Here is an 18,862-nt window from a genome sequence, read left to right as displayed (position 1 = left end):
CCAAATAGGCTTATTATTTCAAACGTTTGTACTTGATACGATGTGGTTCTGCGGCCGCAGCACCGTAGGTTTTTTTCAACCAAACTTCATAATCTGAATAGTTACCTTCGAAAAATTCAATCTTACCTTCATCACGGTAATCCAAAATATGAGTCGCAATCCGGTCTAGGAACCAGCGGTCATGCGAGATGACCATTGCGCTACCAGGGAACTCCAGTAGGGCATTCTCAAGTGCACGTAACGTTTCAACGTCTAGGTCATTGGTTGGTTCGTCGAGCAGTAAAACGTTGCCGCCTGCTTTTAGCAGCTTAGCCAAATGCACTCGATTTCGTTCACCACCTGATAAATCACCAATGCGCTTTTGTTGATCTGAGCCCTTGAAATTAAATCGACTTACATAAGCGCGCGATGGCACTTCAAAGTTGCCAACTTGAATAATATCACTGCCTTCAGATATTTCTTCATAAACAGAATTGCCGTCGTTCATTGAATCTCTAAACTGATCAACGGATGAAAGTGATACTGAGTCACCGACAACTATTTCGCCAGAATCCGGCGTATCTGCGCCACTAATTAATTTAAATAGTGTTGATTTACCTGCGCCATTTGGGCCTATAATTCCCACTATGCCGCCTTTAGGAACAGAAAACGACAGGTTGTCAATTAAGACTCTGTCGCCAAAACCTTTGTTGACGTTGCTGACTTCAATTACTTTATCACCGAGTCTTGGCCCTGGTGGAATATATAACTCATTGGTTTCATTTCGTTTTTGGTAATCGTTACTTTGAAGCTCTTCAAATCGAGCCATACGGGCTTTAGATTTTGCATGACGACCTTTTGGATTGGTTCGTACCCATTCTAATTCAGATTGAATCGACTTCTGACGTGAGTTTTCACTACGTTCTTCTTGTGCTAAACGTACTTCTTTTTGTTCCAACCAGCTAGAGTAATTGCCTTCCCATGGAATACCCGCGCCACGGTCTAGCTCTAAGATCCAACCTGCGACGTTGTCTAAGAAATATCTATCGTGGGTTATAGCAACGACAGTTCCTTCGTATTCATGTAAAAATCGTTCTAACCAAGCAACCGACTCTGCATCTAAATGGTTGGTCGGTTCGTCGAGTAATAACATGTCAGGTTTGTCTAATAGCAATCGACAAATTGCCACCCGGCGACGCTCGCCACCAGATAGGTGTTCTATTTTTGCATCCCATTCTGGTAAACGAAGCGCGTCAGCGGCGACTTCTAGTTGGTTATCTAAATTGTGGCCATCTTTTGCTTGGATAATACTTTCTAGCTCGCCTTGCTCTTTAGCTAAAGCGTCAAAGTCGGCGTCTTCTAGAGCATATTCAGCGTAGACTTCATCAAGTCTTGAAAGTGCATTTTTAACATCACTAACGGCTTCCTCAACAATTTCTCGAACTGTTTTAGACAAATCCATTTGTGGTTCTTGCGGTAAATAGCCAATTTTAATCCCGGCCATTGGTCTTGCTTCACCTTCGATCTCGGTGTCTAAACCAGCCATAATTCGAAGTAACGTAGACTTACCTGAACCATTTAGTCCAAGCACGCCAATTTTTGCACCAGGAAAAAAGCTAAGTGATATATCCTTGAGGATCGTGCGTTTTGGTGGAACAACTTTACTCACACGATTCATTGAAAAAATAAATTTATCTGGCAATGCCATAGGAAACCTTTTTAATGTTTAGAACTGATGCCGCTATTTTAAGTGACATACACCACGATAGGCAAACAGCAATTCAATTTATATCTAACTTCTGTTTTATTGTTTTAATCGCAATATTCTCGCTTGCTCATACAAATGTTCAATTGAATTTTTGTTGCTCTAACAATTTGATTAAAAATACTTTTAGGAAAAGTAGCAAATAGACTGTGCTACAAATCGCTTTGATTTTCCATTAATTAGATTTAAGTGAAATACCAAAGTCGTTTTTTACCTATTAGTTAACGCCCTCAGTAACAGGTGTTGAAACTGTTAATGTTGTGACAATGGCACCATAGGTACGAATTACAAATGCTACTAAACATTGACTACACTTAACGAAACGCCAAAAACCAATTTGGTGTGAATGTAACTAAGTCGACATTGGGTTGATTTAATTAACTAACTTATAAATATTTCTAATGCTAAATTTCACTAACTAACGCAGATTTGATATAGGATTTTACATAATAAACGCGTATTATACGGCCTTCTTTTTTTAATAATTTAGTCAGAGTGCCGAGGTGCAAATATGTTAACGCGTGATATGAACATCGCTGATTTCGATCCAGAACTATGGGCGTCAATTCAACAAGAAACAATTCGTCAAGAAGAACACATTGAGTTAATTGCGTCTGAAAACTACGCAAGTCCACGAGTTATGGAAGCTCAAGGCACTCAGTTAACCAATAAATATGCTGAAGGTTATCCGCAAAAACGCTACTACGGTGGTTGTGAGTATGTTGATATCTCTGAGCAATTAGCAATTGACCGTGCAAACGAACTATTCGGTTCAGATTATGCAAACGTTCAGCCACACTCTGGATCACAAGCAAACTCTGCGGTATTCCAAGCTTTAGTTAAACCAGGTGATACTGTACTTGGTATGAGCTTAGCGCACGGCGGTCACTTAACTCACGGTTCTAGCGTTAGTTTTTCTGGTAAAATCTACAATGCTATCCAGTACGGACTAAATGAAGAAACTGGTTTGCTTGACTATGAGCAAATGGAATCTTTGGCACGTGAACATAAACCTGCGATGATCATTGCTGGCTTCTCTGCATACTCTGGTATTGTTGATTGGGCTCGTTTCCGCAAAATTGCGGATGAAATTGGTGCTTACTTGTTTGTTGACATGGCGCACGTTGCTGGTCTAATTGCAGCTGGCGTATATCCAAACCCTGTTCCACATGCTCATGTTGTTACTACTACGACACACAAAACTCTAGCGGGTCCTCGTGGCGGTTTAATTATTTCTGGCTGCGGTGACGCAGACGTTTATAAAAAACTAAACAGTGCGGTATTCCCAGGTGGTCAAGGTGGTCCTTTATGTCACGTAATCGCTGCTAAAGCGGTCGCATTTAAAGAAGCATTACAACCTGAGTTTAAAGTTTACCAACAACAAGTTGTTAAAAACGCTCAGAAAATGTGTGAAGTCATGCAAGAACGCGGATACAAAATTGTATCAAATGGCACTCAAAATCACCTATTCTTAGTTGATCTAATCGACAAAGACATTACAGGTAAAGATGCAGACGCTGCGTTAGGAAAAGCATTTATCACAGTAAACAAAAACTCTGTGCCAAATGACCCACGTTCACCGTTTGTGACTTCTGGTTTGCGTTTAGGTACACCTGCGGTAACGCGTCGTGGTATGCAAGAAGCTGAAATGGTTGAATTAACTAACTTAATTTGTGACGTATTAGACAACATTGAAGATGATGCTAATATTGAAAACGTTAAGCAACAAATCAAAGCACTTTGTGCACGTTTCCCTGTTTATGCTTAAACTGTAAAATCTTGTTCTCGCTAGCATTAGCAGAATTATGATAAGATCGAAAGCCGCGTTTATCGCGGCTTTTTTAGTTAACTAGTTTACGGACATTTTTTATGCACTGCCCATTCTGCTCAGCAACTGAAACGAAGGTAATAGATTCACGACTTGTCGGTGGCGGCTCTCAAGTTAGGCGTCGGCGTGAGTGTAATCAATGTAACGAACGTTTTACATCCTTTGAAGGTGCCGAACTTGTTATGCCAAAAGTGGTAAAACGAGACGGTAAACGTGAACCATTTAATGAAGACAAAATGTCTGCCGGTATTTTGCGGGCGCTAGAAAAGCGACCTGTGAGTACTGAACAAATTGACCAACTTATATTGGCAATCAAAAAAGAAATTAGAATGACGGGTGAACGTGAAGTTAGTTCAGAGTTTATTGGTAATCTTATAATGGATGGACTAGTACAATACGATAAAGTGGCCTATGTTCGTTTTGCCTCTGTATATCGCTCTTTTGAAGACATTAAAGAATTTGGTGAAGAAATTGCCAAAATTGGTCAACAAGCTGATAAGAAAAAAGAAATCACCACCAGACAATCCAAGTTGTTTGAATAAGAATTTGATCTATGTTGTTTACAGAATCTGATCATCAATATATGACACTCGCCATTGAATTAGCGGCTAGAGGTCGATTTACAACGACACCTAATCCTAATGTTGGTTGTGTTATTGTCAAAAACAACACAATTTTAGGCCAGGGGTGGCATAAAAAAGCCGGCACCGGCCATGCAGAAGTAAATGCTTTAGTTGATCTTGATATTGAACAAAGTTCAGGCGCAACGGCCTATGTAACATTGGAGCCTTGTAGTCATTTTGGGCGAACACCACCATGTGCCAGAAAATTAATCGAAGCTGGTATTAAAACCGTAGTAATAGCTATGTTAGATCCCAACCCCTTAGTGGCAGGAAAAGGGGTTGCACTGCTTGAACAAGCAGGGATTAAAGTCAAAACCGGCTTATTAGAGTCTCAAGCTCGTCAGCTTAATTTAGGTTTTTTATCCCGAATGGAAAAAAACAGGCCGTTTATCAGCGTTAAATTAGCCTCGTCATTAGACGGTAAAACGGCATTGAAAAATGGCGAAAGTAAGTGGATTACGGGGCCTAAAGCCCGCAGTGACGTTCAAACGTTTCGAGCGCAGAGTTGCGCCATACTCAGTTCTGCCGTTTCCGTTATCCGTGATAACGCCAAGTTGAACGTACGTAGTGAACAATTGAACTTTGATTACCCACTAGATCAATACGACGGTGAAATTAGACAGCCGATTAAGATCATATTAGATGGCAAAAATCGGATTACTGCAAAATCAATTGCTCAATTAGCGTTATTTGACGGCAAAACAGACGTGATTATTGTTAGACCATCGAAATCCAATGACTTTTCCAACGTCGATTATGTTACTGAGTTAGTCATAAGTTACGACGATGTTGACGGGTTTCATTTATCTGAGCTTGTCTCTTGGTGTGGCGCGAACGAAATAAATAATTTGTGGATAGAAGCAGGCGGCAGATTGTCAGCAAGTTTCATCGAACAAGATTTATTTGATCAATTAGTTGTTTATATTGCCCCAAAAATAATGGGCGCGGGCGCACAAGAATTATTACCCATTGGTCCATTTGAGTCGATGGTGGATGTTAAAGAACTACAGGTGCAGTCAACAATGACCGTTGGCTCGGATCTAAAAGTCATATTGTCTAATACAATTTAAGGTAGGGCACGTGTTTACCGGAATTATTGAAGCTACAGGAAAAATAAAGTCTTTGTCTAAACTGGGAGGAGATCTAAAAGTCACCATCGAAAGTTCTGATTTGGATATGTCTGACGTAAAATTAGGTGACAGTATTGCTACCAATGGCGTTTGTTTAACGGTTGTTGAGAAATTATCAAATGGTTTTGTTGCCGACGTTTCAAATGAAACGATCACCAACAGCGGTTTTAGACATTACCAAATAGGGCAAGCAGTTAATTTAGAAAAAGCCATGCTGGCAACATCTCGTTTTGGCGGTCATATAGTTAGTGGGCATGTCGATGGTATTGCTACGATCGCTGCGATAATTGACAATGGACGAGCCAAAGACATTTGGATAAATGCCCCAGCAGCTTTATTAAAATATGTCATTACAAAAGGTTCGATTACAGTCGATGGCATCAGCTTGACCATAAACAACGTAGAAGCGGGTCAATTTAAATTGACAGTTGTGCCACATACGGCATCGCAAACGACACTTTCAAATGCGGTTACAGGCTCGTCTGTTAACATTGAAATTGATATCATAGCCAGATATCTAGAAAAATTGGCAAATCCGTCTTCTAATGAAGGCGTATCTATGTCACTGCTCGCGCGCAGTGGCTTTTTGAAATAAGAATTAGTGGGTCTGTAAAATGAAATTGAATACGCCAGAAGAGATAATCGAAGACATCCGCCATGGAAAAATGGTGATTTTGATGGACGATGAAGACCGCGAAAATGAAGGTGACCTTATTATGGCCGCGGATATGCTAACACCTGAGCATATTAATTTCATGGTAACGCATGCTCGTGGATTAGTTTGCTTACCGATGACAATTGAACGTGCAGAAGCACTAAATCTTACGTTAATGGTCGATAATAATAATGCCCAATTTGCCACTAACTTTACGGTTTCTATTGAAGCGGCTGAGGGAGTGACAACAGGGATAAGTGCGGCAGACCGAGCCAGAACCATTCAAGCTGCCGTTGCAAAAGATGCGGTCGCGGCCGATATCGTTCAACCAGGGCATATTTTTCCGTTAGTGGCAAAAAAAGGCGGTGTTTTAACACGTGCAGGCCACACTGAAGCAGCAGTCGATTTAGCCCGTTTAGCAGGTAGAACTGACGCAGGTGTTATTGTTGAAATACTTAATGATGATGGCTCAATGGCGCGTCGCCCAGATTTAGAAATCTTTGCTAAGAAGCACGATTTAAAAATTGGCACTATCGCCGATTTAATAGAATACAGAAATCATAACGAAACAACGGTCGAGCTTGTTGCACAATGTAAGTTACCAACTCAACATGGTGATTTTGATTTACATACATTTAAAGATACGATAGATGGACAAGTTCATTTTGCGTTAGTAAAAGGTGATTTAGCTAAACTTGAACAACCACTTGTTCGCGTGCATTTACAGAACACCTTTTCTGATTTACTTGGTTCTGACCGCTCTGTGAACCGCAGCTTTTCTATCGATGACGGGTTAAGCCGAATTGCTGAAGTCGGTGGCGTTTTTGTGCTTTTAGGGAAACAGGAACAAACGTCAGATCTGATTAATTTAGTGAAACGATTTGAAGCTGAAGACTCGGGTCAACATCAAGCGCCGGCAAAATGGCAGGGTACGTCTCGTAATGTCGGTATTGGTAGTCAAATATTGGCTCAATTAGGTGTAACTAAAATGCGTTTATTAAGCTCACCTAAAAATTATCATGCACTGTCTGGCTTCGGTTTAGAAGTAACAGAATATGTAAGTGAGTAGGGCTGAGCAAACAACTTGGCCTAACAACTATTAAAATCTTGTGGTATTATCGCGCAAAATTTTTATCATCCATTTTATTTAAAGAAAGGTTTTTGAATGAACGTCGTTGAAGGTAACTTCCGAGCCACTGGCAAAAAATTCGCAATTGTTGTTTCTCGTTTCAACCATTTTGTTGTAGACAGCTTATTGGAAGGCGCGGTTGACGCATTAGAGCGTCATGGTGAAGTCAATCAAGACGATATCACCATTGTTTATGTACCAGGTGCATATGAGTTGCCTTTGGCCGCTAAAAAGATTGCAAAATCAGGTCAGTATGAAGCGATAATCGCAATTGGCGCGGTAATTCGTGGCGGCACACCTCATTTTGATTTTGTTGCAGGCGAATGTAACAAAGGATTAGCTAATGTATCGTTAGAGTTTGATATCCCAGTTGCATTTGGTGTTATTACAACGGATACAATAGAGCAAGCAATTGAGCGTTCAGGAACCAAAGCAGGAAATAAAGGCGCTGAAGCGGCTTTAGGTGCATTGGAAATGGTTAATGTAATGGCACAGCTTTAGGTATTGACGATGAAACCAGCAGCGCGTAGAAAAGCAAGAGCATTGGCAGTACAGGCAATTTATTCCTGGCAGATGAGCCAAAATCATATCAGCGACATTGAACAACAAATGTTGTTAGATAATGATGTAAGTAAAATTGACGTGGAATTTTTTAGAGAATTACTACGCGGTGTTGCAGGACATTATAAAGAACTCGATACAGCGTTAACGCCGTATACTGAACGACCTTATGACGATGTAGATCATATTGAACGTGCAATTTTGCGTTTAACTGCATTTGAATTAAAATTTCGCATCGACGTACCGTATAAAGTTGCAATTAATGAAGGCATTGAGCTGGCGAAAAAGTTCGGCGCAGATGACAGTCATAAATTTGTGAATGGTGTGTTAGACAAAGCTGTTAAAGACTTGCGGATCCCACTGCAGTAAAAATACTTTACCTCTATAGGCAAAATATGAAAGAGTTTGAATTAATTCAAACCTATTTCGCTGGGCGTGGGCCTAAGCGCAAGGACGTGATTTTAGGTGTTGGCGACGACGCGGCTTTGACAAAAGTACCACAGGACCAATTATTGGTTGTGGCGACAGATACTATGGTTGAAAATGTACATTTTTTTCCAGACTCATCTCCTCGTTCAATTGGCCATCGCGCATTAGCAGTAAATCTAAGCGATTTTGCTGCTATGGGCGCAGAACCCGCTTGGGCATCAGTTGCTTTAACAATCCCTGAAATTAATGAAGAATGGCTGCAAGGTTTTTCCGACGGCCTATTTGAAATTGCGGATTACTATAATGTGCAGATCATTGGCGGCGATACGACCCGCGGACCGCTCTCAGTTACCATTAGTTTGAAAGGATTCGTGACGGAAGAAAAAGCGTTGAAGCGCAGTGGCGCGAAAGCAGGTGATTGGATTTGTGTTACTGGGCAATTGGGAGCTTCGGCACTTGCTGTTAAATCAAAAATTGACGGTTTTAAACTCGATAACCCTTATTTAAGAAACATTGAACAGCGATTTAATTTTCCATCTGCTCGTTTAGCGGCAGGTCAAGTTTTACGACACGCAGCAACTTCAGCAATTGATGTATCGGATGGTTTTTTACAGGACCTTCAACATATATTAACGGCGTCGAATATGAGTGCTGAATTGTATATCGATAAATTGCCGATTGATGAAAACGTTTTAGCGTCAGTTGACCGTTTAGAAGCTGAAAGATTAGCGTTGACGGGTGGAGAAGATTACGAGTTGATATTCACCGTGCCTGAAGAAAAGAAAGGTTATATCGAACAAAATGCGACGGCAATGGGAATTAAATTTACTAAAGTTGGTCAAATTAGAAAGTCAGGGCAAGGCATAAAAATGCTGAAAAATGGCGAGTGTTATACTGACGTTATAACATCGGGTTATCAACATTTTGGCAATGAGTAACACACAATGACAAAACCTGCGCAATTTAATCTATGTAATAAATGGCACTTACTGGCTACCGGTTTTGGTAGTGGTCTAGCGCCATTTGCGCCGGGAACATTTGGCACAATTGCAGCGATCCCGTTTTATTTGATGTTTGTTTATAGCCCATCTATTTGGTTTTTTATTTTTACCGCACTCGTTTGTTTGGTTGGTCCAAAAATATGTGGACAGGCCGCTGAAGATATTGGTGTCCACGATCATAAAGCGATTGTTTGGGACGAGTTTGCTGGTTTCTTTATCACGATGTGTTTTGTGCCATTTAGTTTCGTAAATGTGCTTGCGGGTTTTGTCTTGTTTCGGTTTTTTGATATTGTTAAACCTTGGCCAATATCTTATTTAGACAAATACGTGCATGGTGGTCTAGGGATCATGATTGATGATGTTGTTGCAGGTCTATTTGCTGGATTATGTTTATATTTATTGTTGCCAACTCTGGCGACATTGCCTTTGTAAATTAAAAAAGGCCAGAAGCAGAAGCTCCTAGCCTTTCATTAAAACCCTCAACATATATTAAGACGCGACAACGATTCAATAAAACGTTTTATCTGTCGCCGTCTATTAACCCACCAATCGAACCTAAAACAGAACCTTCACCTTGACGTTTGCCGCCTACCGATGGCGCATGTTGGATTATGCGGTCAGCCAATCTCGAGAATGGTAAGCTTTGGATCCATACGCTACCGTGGCCGCTTATCGTTGTAAGAAATAATCCTTCGCCACCAAAAAACATACTTCTAAAACCTTTAACCATTTGAATGTCGTAATCTATATCTCCAGCCATTGCCACTAAACAGCCCGTATCGAGCCTTAACGTCTCGCCATTCAATTTCTTCTCTACAACTGTTCCGCCAGCATGAACAAATGCCATTCCGTCGCCTACGAGCCTCTCAAGAATAAATCCTTCACCACCAAAAAATCCACTGCCAAGCTTTTTATTAAATGCAATATCAACTTTTGTTCCCATTGCGGCGCACAAAAATGAATCCTTCTGACAAATGACTTCATTTCCGAGCGTTGCTAAATCTAAAGCGATAATTGACCCAGGGTAAGGTGCAGCAAAGGTTAATCGACGTTTACTATTTCCTCGGTTAGTGAAATGAGTCATAAAGAGGGACTCACCAGTGATCATTCGTTTGCCGGCGCTAAATAATTTCCCCATAAAACCCTGGTCAACGTTTGAACCATCCCCCATACGGGCTTCAAATTCAATGTCATCTTCCATATAGTTCATTGCGCCAGCTTCGGCGATAACAGCCTCTGACGGGTCAAGTTCTACTTCAACCATCTGCATGCTTTCACCAATGATTTCGTAATCAATTTCGTCGCATTTCATTTATTTAGTCCTTATCAATTTTATTTGCTTTGCCACAAACGAGTCGCTCTAATTTGAGTTGCTCTAAAAATCGTTCTTTGAGTATTAGTAAAATAAACTATCGTGTTTAAACTTTTGAACCAATGTATTTATACCGTTCATTTATCATCAAAATCTGCATCTGAATCGTCACCAATGACGTGTTCCAATTTAATTTCTTTTTCGACTTTAAACGTCGTTATTGGCCCCGACAATGCATATCCCAAAAATACAGCGAATAATACTTGAGCTGGTTGAGCCGCAACAAAAACAAATATTAAAACGACAGCGAGGATCATGATAAAAGAAACTTTACCTTTCCATTCGATACTTTTAAACGAACTGTATCTAAAATTACTTACCATTAATAAACCGGATAACGCCATGAGTATAGCCATTACAATATTGTACTCATGCCCATCAATATTAAAATCAACCCCGGCCCAAACTGTTGCGGCAACTAGAGCCGCGGCGGCCGGAGATGCAAGTCCCTGGAAATAGCGCTTATCTGCGGTGGAAGTTTGTACATTAAAACGTGCTAGTCGAAGAGCTGCGCAGGCAACATAGATAAAGGCTGCTAACCAACCCAATTTACCTAAGCTAGACAATGCCCAACTAAAAGCAAGTAGTGCAGGTGCCACACCAAATGATACAATGTCGGCCATAGAGTCATATTCAGCACCAAAAGCACTTTGTGTATTGGTAATTCGAGCGACTCGGCCGTCAAGCCCATCGAATATCATGGCGACAAAAATTGCGATGGTTGCCGGTTCAAATGCGCCGTTTATCGACGCAATAATGGCGTAAAAACCGGAAAAAAGTCCGGCGGTTGTTAATAAGTTTGGCAGTAAATAAATGCCACGATTCGTGTTTTGATTTTGATTTTTTTGAAGGCTCATGTAGTTTTCTTTTTATTTTCTATTAAAATCAGGATATAACAGTTAAATACCATAGAGCAAAGAAACAAAAAAGGGGAGACTTGATGAAGAATTTAATTGCAATCGCCATTTTGATGGTCGTTGCTAATCAAGCCAACGCCAGTAAAATAAAGGTTTACAAGTGGGTTGATAAGAATGGTGTCGTTACATTTAGTGAATATCGCCCGTCTCAAGATGACTATGTCGAGCTAGAGATTGAAGGCGATAGAGTCGTTGGTGGTAAAAGTGGCAAAGTCGATTACAACTTATCGACTTTAGGTCGAAAACAAGTTGACGATAATGTTGTGCAAGAATTAAATGAAAAAGCGAATGAATATTGTAAAAAGGCCAAACATAACCTCAATGTGTTAGAAACATTTAAAAATGTTCGGGTGCTTAATGAAGCAGGCCAACCTACAGTTTTAGACAAAAAAGATGTAATGGAACAAAGACGATTGGCAATGCGCCAAGTCGAACTTTTTTGTAACGAATAGCGTAAAAAGCCAAACCTCATTTAATGCCAAGTGTTATTCGAAATACACTTGGCAGTATAGACCTTTCCAGCATCCTCGATCGAGACAATCGCGCATAACTTAATAAGCTTAAATTTAAAACTTATTCTACAATTAAAGCCGTTTCTTCAGTTCACTAATTTCATTTGTTAATTGCCCAACCAATGCTTCTAAGTCGCTAACTCTTTGGTCCAAACTTATTGGTTGTTGCTGTTTCTGTTCAGTTGTTTCTGGCTCTAGTGAGGCGTTTGGATTATTTTTCCAACGCTTTAGGCCATCAATAATTAGTGGTAATGCTGTTTTGGTCGACAGCTTCCCTTTTATTAAAGCGACCGTTGGCTCTTTACCATCGGCTACAAGCTTGGCACAAATACGGGCGATCTCGGAGCTACTCATTATTTAGTTATTCTCACTATAATTTGTTTTATTTGACGACTTCAAAACGGGCGAAAATCAAGCCTTTGTTATTTATTGCTAATTAAAACAATAAGTTAGTAACATTGGAACTCAACTTGCCTTATTCTTTGCAAAATATTATATAACATAATTTACAACAACGACGAGGTTATCATGAACCGTACTTTTAAAATGGCTCTTATCGCAATTCCCCTAACATTTTCTCTTACTGGCTGCATTATTGTTTCTACCGATGAAGGTCGTGAAGCTGATTGGATAGGAAGTTCAGACCGAACAAGCTCTTGGAAAAAAGAGCAACGTATTAATAAACAAAAAATTGCTGATCTAAAAGTTGGTGCGACTTATTCCAATGTACGTGAGTTGATGGGAACACCTGAGTTTAACGAAGCGTTTAAAAGTGAAGGCAAAGAAGTACAGGTTATATTCTACCGGACAAATCACCAACACTCTGATGGTGAGACAACAAAGGATGAATGCACACCACTTATTTTTGTCGATGGATTGTTGACTTCTTGGGGTCAAAAAGCCTACCACAAGCTGTAGTAGTAAAGTTACGATCTAAAATATAAAAAGGGCCAATTCAAATGGCCCTTTTTTAATGTTAAATTTTCCCAATCCAAAAGTGTAAAAAAATTTCAGGCGGAATAGATAAAGAAAAAACTTATCTCAATTATTAACTTTTCAAATTATGGATGTCGACATTTTCCATATCGATGCCTGCGTTAACGTCATTAAACATATCAACATCAAGTTCTTTCTCTGATTTTGCGACAACACAACTCACCATACAGTCGCCCGTAACGTTAACAGCGGTGCGTGTCATATCCAATAAACGGTCAACACCGATAATCAATGCTATGCCTTCAACTGGCAAGTTAACTTGTTGCAGAACCATAGCTAGCATAATGAGGCCAACACCTGGCACTGCAGCTGTACCGATTGAAGCTAGTGTTGCGGTGAGAATGACCATTAGGTAATCAGAGATAGACAAGTCGACTCCAAATACTTGAGCAATAAAGACGGTTGCTACACCTTGCATAATTGCTGTGCCATCCATGTTTAATGTGGCGCCCATTGGCAAGGTGAAAGAAGCGATTGAATTTTTAACTCCCAACTTTTTGGTGGCTGTTTCCATTGTTACCGGCAACGTTGCACCTGAACTCGATGTACTAAATGCAAATAACGCTGCATCGCGCATTTTTTTGAAAAAGATAACCGGGCTCAAGCCTGTGAACAGTTTTAATAGTGAACCGTAAACTACAAACCCGTGCAGTAATAAAACAAATATAACGAGTGCAAAATATTTTATAAGGCTAAATATGGTGCCACCATCAAGTGTTGTGAATAGCTTAGCTAAAAGACAGAACACACCGTACGGTGCTAAGTTCATTAAGATAACAACGAGTCGCATAATTACGGTGTTTAAGTCTGAAAAAACACTTGCGAGTCGCTCACCCGGTTTTCCAGATAGTGCCATAGCGACACCAAATAAAAGCGCAAAAACAATAACCTGCAACATCTTGCCTTCGGCCATTGATTTAAATGGGTTGGTTGGGAACATGTCGATCAGGACTTGAGCAAACCCTGGGGCTTGTTTGGCTTCAAATACTTGGTTTGTTGGAATATCTACGCCAGTGCCTGGCCCGACAAATAACGCAAACAATATTGCTAGCGTAATGGCAATTGCCGTTGTTAGTAGATACATAGAAATAGACTTGCCGCCTAATCTAGCCAATTTGCTGGCGTCATTTAATGAACAGGTGCCCACTACCAAGGAAACAAAAACCAAAGGCACGACAATCATTTTTAAACTTGAGACAAAAACACTTCCACCGACATGGAATAATCCATCGACAAAAAGCGATTTGATCGATAGAGAGGTAAAGCCCAATGGGATAATTAAATCACCCTGTTCACCAAAAATGAGTTTTAACAAAAGACCAGTACCGATACCGGCAAATAAACCTATTAATATGCGAGCTGTGAGCCCGAGTTTTCGATTTGAAGAGTTCGTTGACATTACTATTAGTTCTTATCGTTATTTTATATAAACATAAGTATATACCTATTTTTCTGTTGAATTCATCATAAAACCTTGTCATTACTGGAAATAACACCTAATTTTTGAAGAAAAGGTTTGTTAAATAATTTGATATTTATTAACGTACACCTAACGTGTGTGAAAACCACATAACTGTATAGTTTTTGACTTTAGGGAGAAGTTGCATGGTACCCACCTTATTCAAGCGCCTTTCAAAATTATTTTTGATTGGATTATTTTCGTTGGTTGGGGCTGCTTGTTCAGGCGGTGGCGATATTATAGACGACACTGATGAAACAACGACTGATGATTATACGTTAGTGGCGACATTAATCACTTCATCTGAAACTGCAAATTCAAATTTGACTGAGGGGTCGACACTCATTGTTCGAGCGACACTAACGAACAGTGGTGAAGTAGTTTCCGGAAAAACAATTAACTTCAGCAGCTCTAACAGTTTATTAGCTTCTTTGTCGAGCAGCTCTGCAGTTACTGACGGTGACGGTATTGCCGAAATTGAAATTGTTGGTTTAGTAACAGCCGGTGAAGGGGTTCTTACTGTATCAGCAAATGACTCAACCCTAAACGTTGCAGATGTTGCGCTTAACTTTTCTAGTGAAGGACGTGAAACGGTTCGTAATGGTGAGTTTAACCACGACGTTTATTTGGTTCCTGCCACGACGGTTTATGCCGATTATGCAAATATCACAAGCTCTTCTTTAAACACAATATCTACGACTCAAGCTGCAACGTTACTAATTAAATACTCAGATGCAGATGGGAATGCAATTTCAAATAGTTTAGTTGAATTGCAATTAGTGGACGATGCAGAAAAAATTGCAACTTTAAGTAACGATCTTGGAAAAGATTTAACAGATGATAACGGTTTTGCATTCTTTAAAATTAATGCAACAGAATTAAGCGGGGCTGGTTATCTAAAAGTTGTCTTCGATGATGGCGTCGAAACCCTAATTACTTTTAAATCAATTGGTCAAGGTAACTCAGGTGAAGCGGCAAATTACAGTCTAATCGTATCTATGGTCAATACTAATAACGAAGTTGATTCCACTTTGTCCTCTGGCGAAAACCTGATCGTAAATGCAACGTTAACTAATAATGGTGTTGCTCTTGCGGGTGAGGTCGTCACATTTACTTCGACTAATAATAACTTTGCCTCATTGTCAGGTACGAGTATTACGACGAACGATCAAGGTGTCGCCACTATAACACTCACAGGTGCAAATGTAGCAGGGACGGGAACAATAACCGTAGATGTACCGGCATCCAATATCTCCGTAAATAAAGTTAATTTAGGTTTTACGTCACTAGGTGTAATTAATTCAGGTAGTGATGAAATCAGTTACGGTGTCTTTTTAATTCCTTCTAGTACAACGTATGAGTTATATGCGGGTGTATCAGTGTCGAGTATAACAACGATTTCATCTGCTCAACCGGGAACAATCTTAATAAAGCTGGCGCAAGCGGATGGCACTCCTATTTCACGTAGCTTAGTAACAATTAGCCTTGTTGGTGATGCAAATCGATTGGCAACGTTAAGTAATGACTTAGGTTCAGATTTAACAGACAGCAATGGTTTTGCGTCTATCAACTTAATCGCCACAGACGTAAGTGGAGCCGGTTATATTCAAGTGACTTTTGATGACGGTAAGACATCACTTATTGCTTTTGAGTCATTGGGTGACGGTAATCAAGAGCCGGTAAAAGAAATTGGTAGTATTGAGTTGTTGGCTAGTAGTGTGCAATTAGCTTCTTCTGGTTCAGATGTAATTGAATTATTAGCGTTAGTTAAAGATCGTCAAAACAACTTGATGGAAGATATTCAAGTTTCCTTTAGTTCGGATACTGGGGTTATCCAGGTAACCGAGCCTAGTACGGCAGCGAACGGTGTGGCAACCGCATTATTAAAAACATTAAATAACCCAGAATCTCGAACCATCAGTGCTTCAGCTTTTGTTGGCGATAAAAGTGCGTCAGTCACAATTGAAGTATCAGGCACTACAATTAAAATTGTTGGCAATAACTCTATCGTTACTGGTGACACAGTAGATATGACGGTAGTTATGCTTGACTCAGACGGGAATGGCATAGCACAACGAAACATTATAATTAGTTCACAAGCTGGTAATACGTTTACTAAAAGTGACGGCAACGTTTTAAATCAAATAGACAATGCGGACGGAACCGTTAGCCAATATGTCACGACTGACTCTACAGGTAGTGCGACATTTAGATTGACGGCAGATAATAGTGGTTTAGATACGTTAACGGCAGAGGCACTTGGCGAGTCAGGACAGCTTGCATTGTCGGTATCGCCAGATAGTTTTGTCATTTCAGATTTGAAAGTATTTGATGGCGCCGCGTATGTTGCAAATAACAGTACGAATGAAGTTCCTCTTAGTGGTGGGCAATTAACCCTAACTTGGCAGAAAGATGATGTGCCAAATGTAGGCAACGTTTTGTTTTCTTCAACACGCGGTAATATAGTCGCAGTTGATTGTGCAGACGATACAACTGCATCTAATACGACAAATGCGTCTGGTCAAATTTGCGTTAATATGACTTCTACTGACGCCGGCCCTGCTATTATAACGGCAAAAGCTGACGGATTATCAGCGAGTTTTAATGTGGAGTTTGTGGCTGAAATCGCGCACTTATTGCAAGTTCAGGCTTCGCCATTCTCATTAGGTCCAAATGGTCAAAAATCGACGGTTAGTGCTGTTGTTGTAGATGACTTAGGTAACTTTGTTAAAAATAAAATCGTTAACTTTACGCTTTATGATGTGAGTAATGGGTCGATTTCAAGACAGTCTGATATTACAGACAGCAATGGACTTGCAACAACGGTATATACCTCAAATGGTATCTCTGCGCTGGACGGCGTGGTGGTCGCGGCATGTACGGATGTTGCCAAAGATTCTGGGGATTGCTTAAATGTATTAACTGAGCCGAATGATATTACTGACCAAAATCGTAGAAATGATATTTTTCACTGCGAAGAAAGTGATAGTTGTGTTCACGATGAGGTTAAACTCACTGTCGCTGATAGAGAGTTGTTTATTGCGGTCGGTGCTGGCAATACTTTGGATTCAGCTAGTGATATAGAATATCAAAAGTCATTCTCGGTTATTGTAACTGATGTTGAGTCTAATCCTGTAGAAGGGGTCGAACTATCGGTTTCGGCTGTACCGGAGTCATATATCGAAGGTTTTTGGGCAATTGCATATAATGATGAAGGGGAGTTTGATAAGTACGTTCCGTTTGCTGCTGGAGAGTGTCCAAATGAAGATATTGACCGAGATGGCTATTTAGATCAGATTGAAGACATTGATGGTGATGGCAAATTTGATCTGTATAAAGAAGATATAGACGGTGATGGTCGTTTAGATACATTTAACGAAGATGTTGATGGTGACCGAGTGTTGGATATTGCCGAAGATCTTGATGGAGACCTTAACATTGACGTCGATGAAGATATTGATGGCGATAATAACCATGATTTATTTTACGAATATGTTGCAGGGGTATGTTCATTAGATGATGCCCGTAATATCGATTTGAACAACGATGGTAATTTAGATACAGGCGAAGATGTAAACTGTAACGGTAAACTTGATGACGGTGAAGATCGAGACAACGACGGATTGTTGGATTTAACTGAAGATCTGGATACTAAACGAGTGACAGGCGATGCAGGCCATCAGGATTATGATATTGATATTAACGAAGCGACTACTGCAACATTGGCAGATGCTATTGCTCACGTAAATAATGGCGGTAATCACGGTGATGGTCGTTTTGATCGAGTTAATGAAGATGTCGATGGTGATGGCAAATTGGACGGTATTCTTGATTTAGATGGCGATGGTGTGCCGGATGGAGCGGAAGACAAAGATGGCGATGGTTATCTAGACACCTACCCAGACTATTATGATGGTATTGCTGGACGAGATCTCGATGGAAATGAAAAAATTGAAGGAATTGAAGTTGGACTTTTTGAAGATATCGACGGCGATGGAAATTTAGATGTTGTTGAACATGATTTTAATCACGACGGTATTTCTGACACCAATGGTATTACAGAAGATAGAAATCAAAATGGTACTCTTGAGCCTGGTAATGTTGTTACCGTTTTAGGGGATCTAATTACTGATGAAAACGGTGCAACGACCGTCAACATCCGCTACGCAGAAAGCTATGGTGCTTGGGTTAAGATTAATTTGGTCGTCAAAGCGAAAGTGGGTGGGACCGAATATATGCAAGCCGTTCCGCTTGTATTACCTTATTCATCTGGCGATGTGACAAACGAGGATTCACCTCCGACACCTAATTTGTTTGGTAGTGATGGAGTTTGCTCCACGGTCAATTAAAAGTTGGACAACGTTTTTACAAATAAAAATCCCTGCAGTTGCAGGGATTTTTTTGTTTGTGACTTTATTGTTTTAACAAATTAACAAATTAACAAATTAACAAATTAACAAATTAACAAATTAACAAATTAACAAATTAACAAATTAACAAATTAAC

The 18,862-nt window shown here is 40.1% G+C and carries 17 protein-coding genes; 12 read left to right on the top strand and 5 right to left on the bottom strand.

Features of this window, described 5'->3' with window-relative positions; translation table 11 throughout:
- Nucleotides 1-13: 13 nt before the first annotated feature.
- Nucleotides 14-1,687 (bottom strand): energy-dependent translational throttle protein EttA, encoded by a 1,674-nt coding sequence (gene ettA / locus Q4575_RS03025; protein WP_303521287.1) that lies wholly within the window; start codon nt 1,685-1,687, stop codon nt 14-16.
- A 568-nt stretch (nt 1,688-2,255) separates the two neighbouring features.
- Between ettA and glyA the strand changes: the two genes are divergently transcribed.
- From glyA to Q4575_RS02980, 9 genes are all read left to right on the top strand, one after another.
- Nucleotides 2,256-3,512, top strand: coding sequence for a serine hydroxymethyltransferase (gene glyA / locus Q4575_RS03020; protein WP_215962107.1), 1,257 nt, complete (start codon nt 2,256-2,258; stop codon nt 3,510-3,512).
- 101 nt (nt 3,513-3,613) lie between these two features.
- A complete protein-coding gene (gene nrdR / locus Q4575_RS03015) occupies nt 3,614-4,114 on the top strand; it encodes a transcriptional regulator NrdR (protein WP_215962106.1) in 501 nt (166 codons plus the stop codon).
- A gap of 11 nt (nt 4,115-4,125) precedes the next feature.
- Nucleotides 4,126-5,265, top strand: a complete 1,140-nt coding sequence (ribD, locus tag Q4575_RS03010) for a bifunctional diaminohydroxyphosphoribosylaminopyrimidine deaminase/5-amino-6-(5-phosphoribosylamino)uracil reductase RibD (protein ID WP_303521285.1) — start codon at nt 4,126-4,128, stop codon at nt 5,263-5,265.
- A 10-nt stretch (nt 5,266-5,275) separates the two neighbouring features.
- Nucleotides 5,276-5,920, top strand: coding sequence for a riboflavin synthase (locus Q4575_RS03005; RefSeq protein ID WP_272179912.1), 645 nt, complete (start codon nt 5,276-5,278; stop codon nt 5,918-5,920).
- A 19-nt stretch (nt 5,921-5,939) separates the two neighbouring features.
- Entirely contained in the window at nt 5,940-7,049 is a 1,110-nt protein-coding gene (ribBA, locus tag Q4575_RS03000) for a bifunctional 3,4-dihydroxy-2-butanone-4-phosphate synthase/GTP cyclohydrolase II (RefSeq protein WP_215962103.1), read from the top strand.
- 96 nt (nt 7,050-7,145) lie between these two features.
- Nucleotides 7,146-7,610, top strand: coding sequence for a 6,7-dimethyl-8-ribityllumazine synthase (gene ribE / locus Q4575_RS02995; protein ID WP_215962102.1), 465 nt, complete (start codon nt 7,146-7,148; stop codon nt 7,608-7,610).
- A 9-nt stretch (nt 7,611-7,619) separates the two neighbouring features.
- The gene (gene nusB, locus Q4575_RS02990; RefSeq protein WP_215962101.1) at nt 7,620-8,039 is read left to right on the top strand and encodes a transcription antitermination factor NusB; all 420 of its coding nucleotides are present in this window, start codon (nt 7,620-7,622) and stop codon (nt 8,037-8,039) included.
- 26 nt (nt 8,040-8,065) lie between these two features.
- Nucleotides 8,066-9,037, top strand: a complete 972-nt coding sequence (gene thiL / locus Q4575_RS02985) for a thiamine-phosphate kinase (RefSeq protein WP_215962100.1) — start codon at nt 8,066-8,068, stop codon at nt 9,035-9,037.
- Between the two features lie 6 nt (nt 9,038-9,043).
- Nucleotides 9,044-9,532, top strand: a complete 489-nt coding sequence (locus Q4575_RS02980) for a phosphatidylglycerophosphatase A (RefSeq protein WP_215962099.1) — start codon at nt 9,044-9,046, stop codon at nt 9,530-9,532.
- A gap of 88 nt (nt 9,533-9,620) precedes the next feature.
- On the opposite strand, the gene Q4575_RS02975 is transcribed toward Q4575_RS02980, so the two are convergent.
- On the bottom strand, nt 9,621-10,412 hold the full coding sequence (locus Q4575_RS02975) for a TIGR00266 family protein (RefSeq protein WP_215962098.1): 792 nt from the start codon (nt 10,410-10,412) through the stop codon (nt 9,621-9,623).
- Between the two features lie 137 nt (nt 10,413-10,549).
- A complete protein-coding gene (gene pssA / locus Q4575_RS02970) occupies nt 10,550-11,329 on the bottom strand; it encodes a CDP-diacylglycerol--serine O-phosphatidyltransferase (protein WP_303521284.1) in 780 nt (259 codons plus the stop codon).
- An 83-nt stretch (nt 11,330-11,412) separates the two neighbouring features.
- On the opposite strand from pssA, the gene Q4575_RS02965 reads away from it, so the two are divergent.
- Nucleotides 11,413-11,841 (top strand): DUF4124 domain-containing protein, encoded by a 429-nt coding sequence (locus Q4575_RS02965; RefSeq protein WP_215962096.1) that lies wholly within the window; start codon nt 11,413-11,415, stop codon nt 11,839-11,841.
- A 132-nt stretch (nt 11,842-11,973) separates the two neighbouring features.
- Here Q4575_RS02965 and Q4575_RS02960 read toward each other — a convergent pair whose 3' ends face one another.
- Nucleotides 11,974-12,255 carry a hypothetical protein gene (locus tag Q4575_RS02960; RefSeq protein ID WP_303521283.1) on the bottom strand — a complete coding sequence of 94 codons (282 nt, stop codon included), beginning with the start codon at nt 12,253-12,255 and terminating at the stop codon, nt 11,974-11,976.
- A gap of 174 nt (nt 12,256-12,429) precedes the next feature.
- On the opposite strand from Q4575_RS02960, the gene Q4575_RS02955 reads away from it, so the two are divergent.
- Nucleotides 12,430-12,819 (top strand): DUF3192 domain-containing protein, encoded by a 390-nt coding sequence (locus tag Q4575_RS02955; RefSeq protein ID WP_215962094.1) that lies wholly within the window; start codon nt 12,430-12,432, stop codon nt 12,817-12,819.
- Between the two features lie 130 nt (nt 12,820-12,949).
- Here the strand turns inward: Q4575_RS02955 and Q4575_RS02950 are convergent, their stop codons facing one another.
- Nucleotides 12,950-14,296: a dicarboxylate/amino acid:cation symporter gene (locus Q4575_RS02950; protein WP_303521282.1), complete on the bottom strand. Its 1,347-nt coding sequence runs from the start codon at nt 14,294-14,296 to the stop codon at nt 12,950-12,952.
- Between the two features lie 206 nt (nt 14,297-14,502).
- Here Q4575_RS02950 and Q4575_RS02945 point away from each other — a divergent pair, with 206 nt between their 5' ends.
- Nucleotides 14,503-18,705 (top strand): Ig-like domain-containing protein, encoded by a 4,203-nt coding sequence (locus Q4575_RS02945; RefSeq protein WP_303521280.1) that lies wholly within the window; start codon nt 14,503-14,505, stop codon nt 18,703-18,705.
- Nucleotides 18,706-18,862: the final 157 nt, after the last annotated feature.

This window comes from Psychrosphaera sp. 1_MG-2023 (assembly GCF_030548245.1).
Lineage (GTDB): Bacteria > Pseudomonadota > Gammaproteobacteria > Enterobacterales > Alteromonadaceae > Psychrosphaera > Psychrosphaera algicola.
Note: the sequence above shows the minus strand (reverse complement) of the source record. Positions and strands in the feature narration are given on the sequence as shown.

What these genes read in the sequence shown, in the direction of transcription:
- thiL (WP_215962100.1), top strand. Translation starts at nt 8,066, where the DNA reads ATGAAAGAGTTTGAATTAATTCAAACCTATTTCGCTGGGCGTGGGCCT.
- ribE (WP_215962102.1), top strand. Translation starts at nt 7,146, where the DNA reads ATGAACGTCGTTGAAGGTAACTTCCGAGCCACTGGCAAAAAATTCGCA.
- ettA (WP_303521287.1), bottom strand. Translation starts at nt 1,687, where the DNA reads ATGGCATTGCCAGATAAATTTATTTTTTCAATGAATCGTGTGAGTAAA.
- nrdR (WP_215962106.1), top strand. Translation starts at nt 3,614, where the DNA reads ATGCACTGCCCATTCTGCTCAGCAACTGAAACGAAGGTAATAGATTCA.
- Q4575_RS02960 (WP_303521283.1), bottom strand. Translation starts at nt 12,255, where the DNA reads ATGAGTAGCTCCGAGATCGCCCGTATTTGTGCCAAGCTTGTAGCCGAT.
- nusB (WP_215962101.1), top strand. Translation starts at nt 7,620, where the DNA reads ATGAAACCAGCAGCGCGTAGAAAAGCAAGAGCATTGGCAGTACAGGCA.
- Q4575_RS02955 (WP_215962094.1), top strand. Translation starts at nt 12,430, where the DNA reads ATGAACCGTACTTTTAAAATGGCTCTTATCGCAATTCCCCTAACATTT.
- Q4575_RS02975 (WP_215962098.1), bottom strand. Translation starts at nt 10,412, where the DNA reads ATGAAATGCGACGAAATTGATTACGAAATCATTGGTGAAAGCATGCAG.
- pssA (WP_303521284.1), bottom strand. Translation starts at nt 11,329, where the DNA reads ATGAGCCTTCAAAAAAATCAAAATCAAAACACGAATCGTGGCATTTAT.
- ribBA (WP_215962103.1), top strand. Translation starts at nt 5,940, where the DNA reads ATGAAATTGAATACGCCAGAAGAGATAATCGAAGACATCCGCCATGGA.
- Q4575_RS02945 (WP_303521280.1), top strand. Translation starts at nt 14,503, where the DNA reads ATGGTACCCACCTTATTCAAGCGCCTTTCAAAATTATTTTTGATTGGA.
- glyA (WP_215962107.1), top strand. Translation starts at nt 2,256, where the DNA reads ATGTTAACGCGTGATATGAACATCGCTGATTTCGATCCAGAACTATGG.
- Q4575_RS02950 (WP_303521282.1), bottom strand. Translation starts at nt 14,296, where the DNA reads ATGTCAACGAACTCTTCAAATCGAAAACTCGGGCTCACAGCTCGCATA.
- Q4575_RS02965 (WP_215962096.1), top strand. Translation starts at nt 11,413, where the DNA reads ATGAAGAATTTAATTGCAATCGCCATTTTGATGGTCGTTGCTAATCAA.
- ribD (WP_303521285.1), top strand. Translation starts at nt 4,126, where the DNA reads ATGTTGTTTACAGAATCTGATCATCAATATATGACACTCGCCATTGAA.
- Q4575_RS02980 (WP_215962099.1), top strand. Translation starts at nt 9,044, where the DNA reads ATGACAAAACCTGCGCAATTTAATCTATGTAATAAATGGCACTTACTG.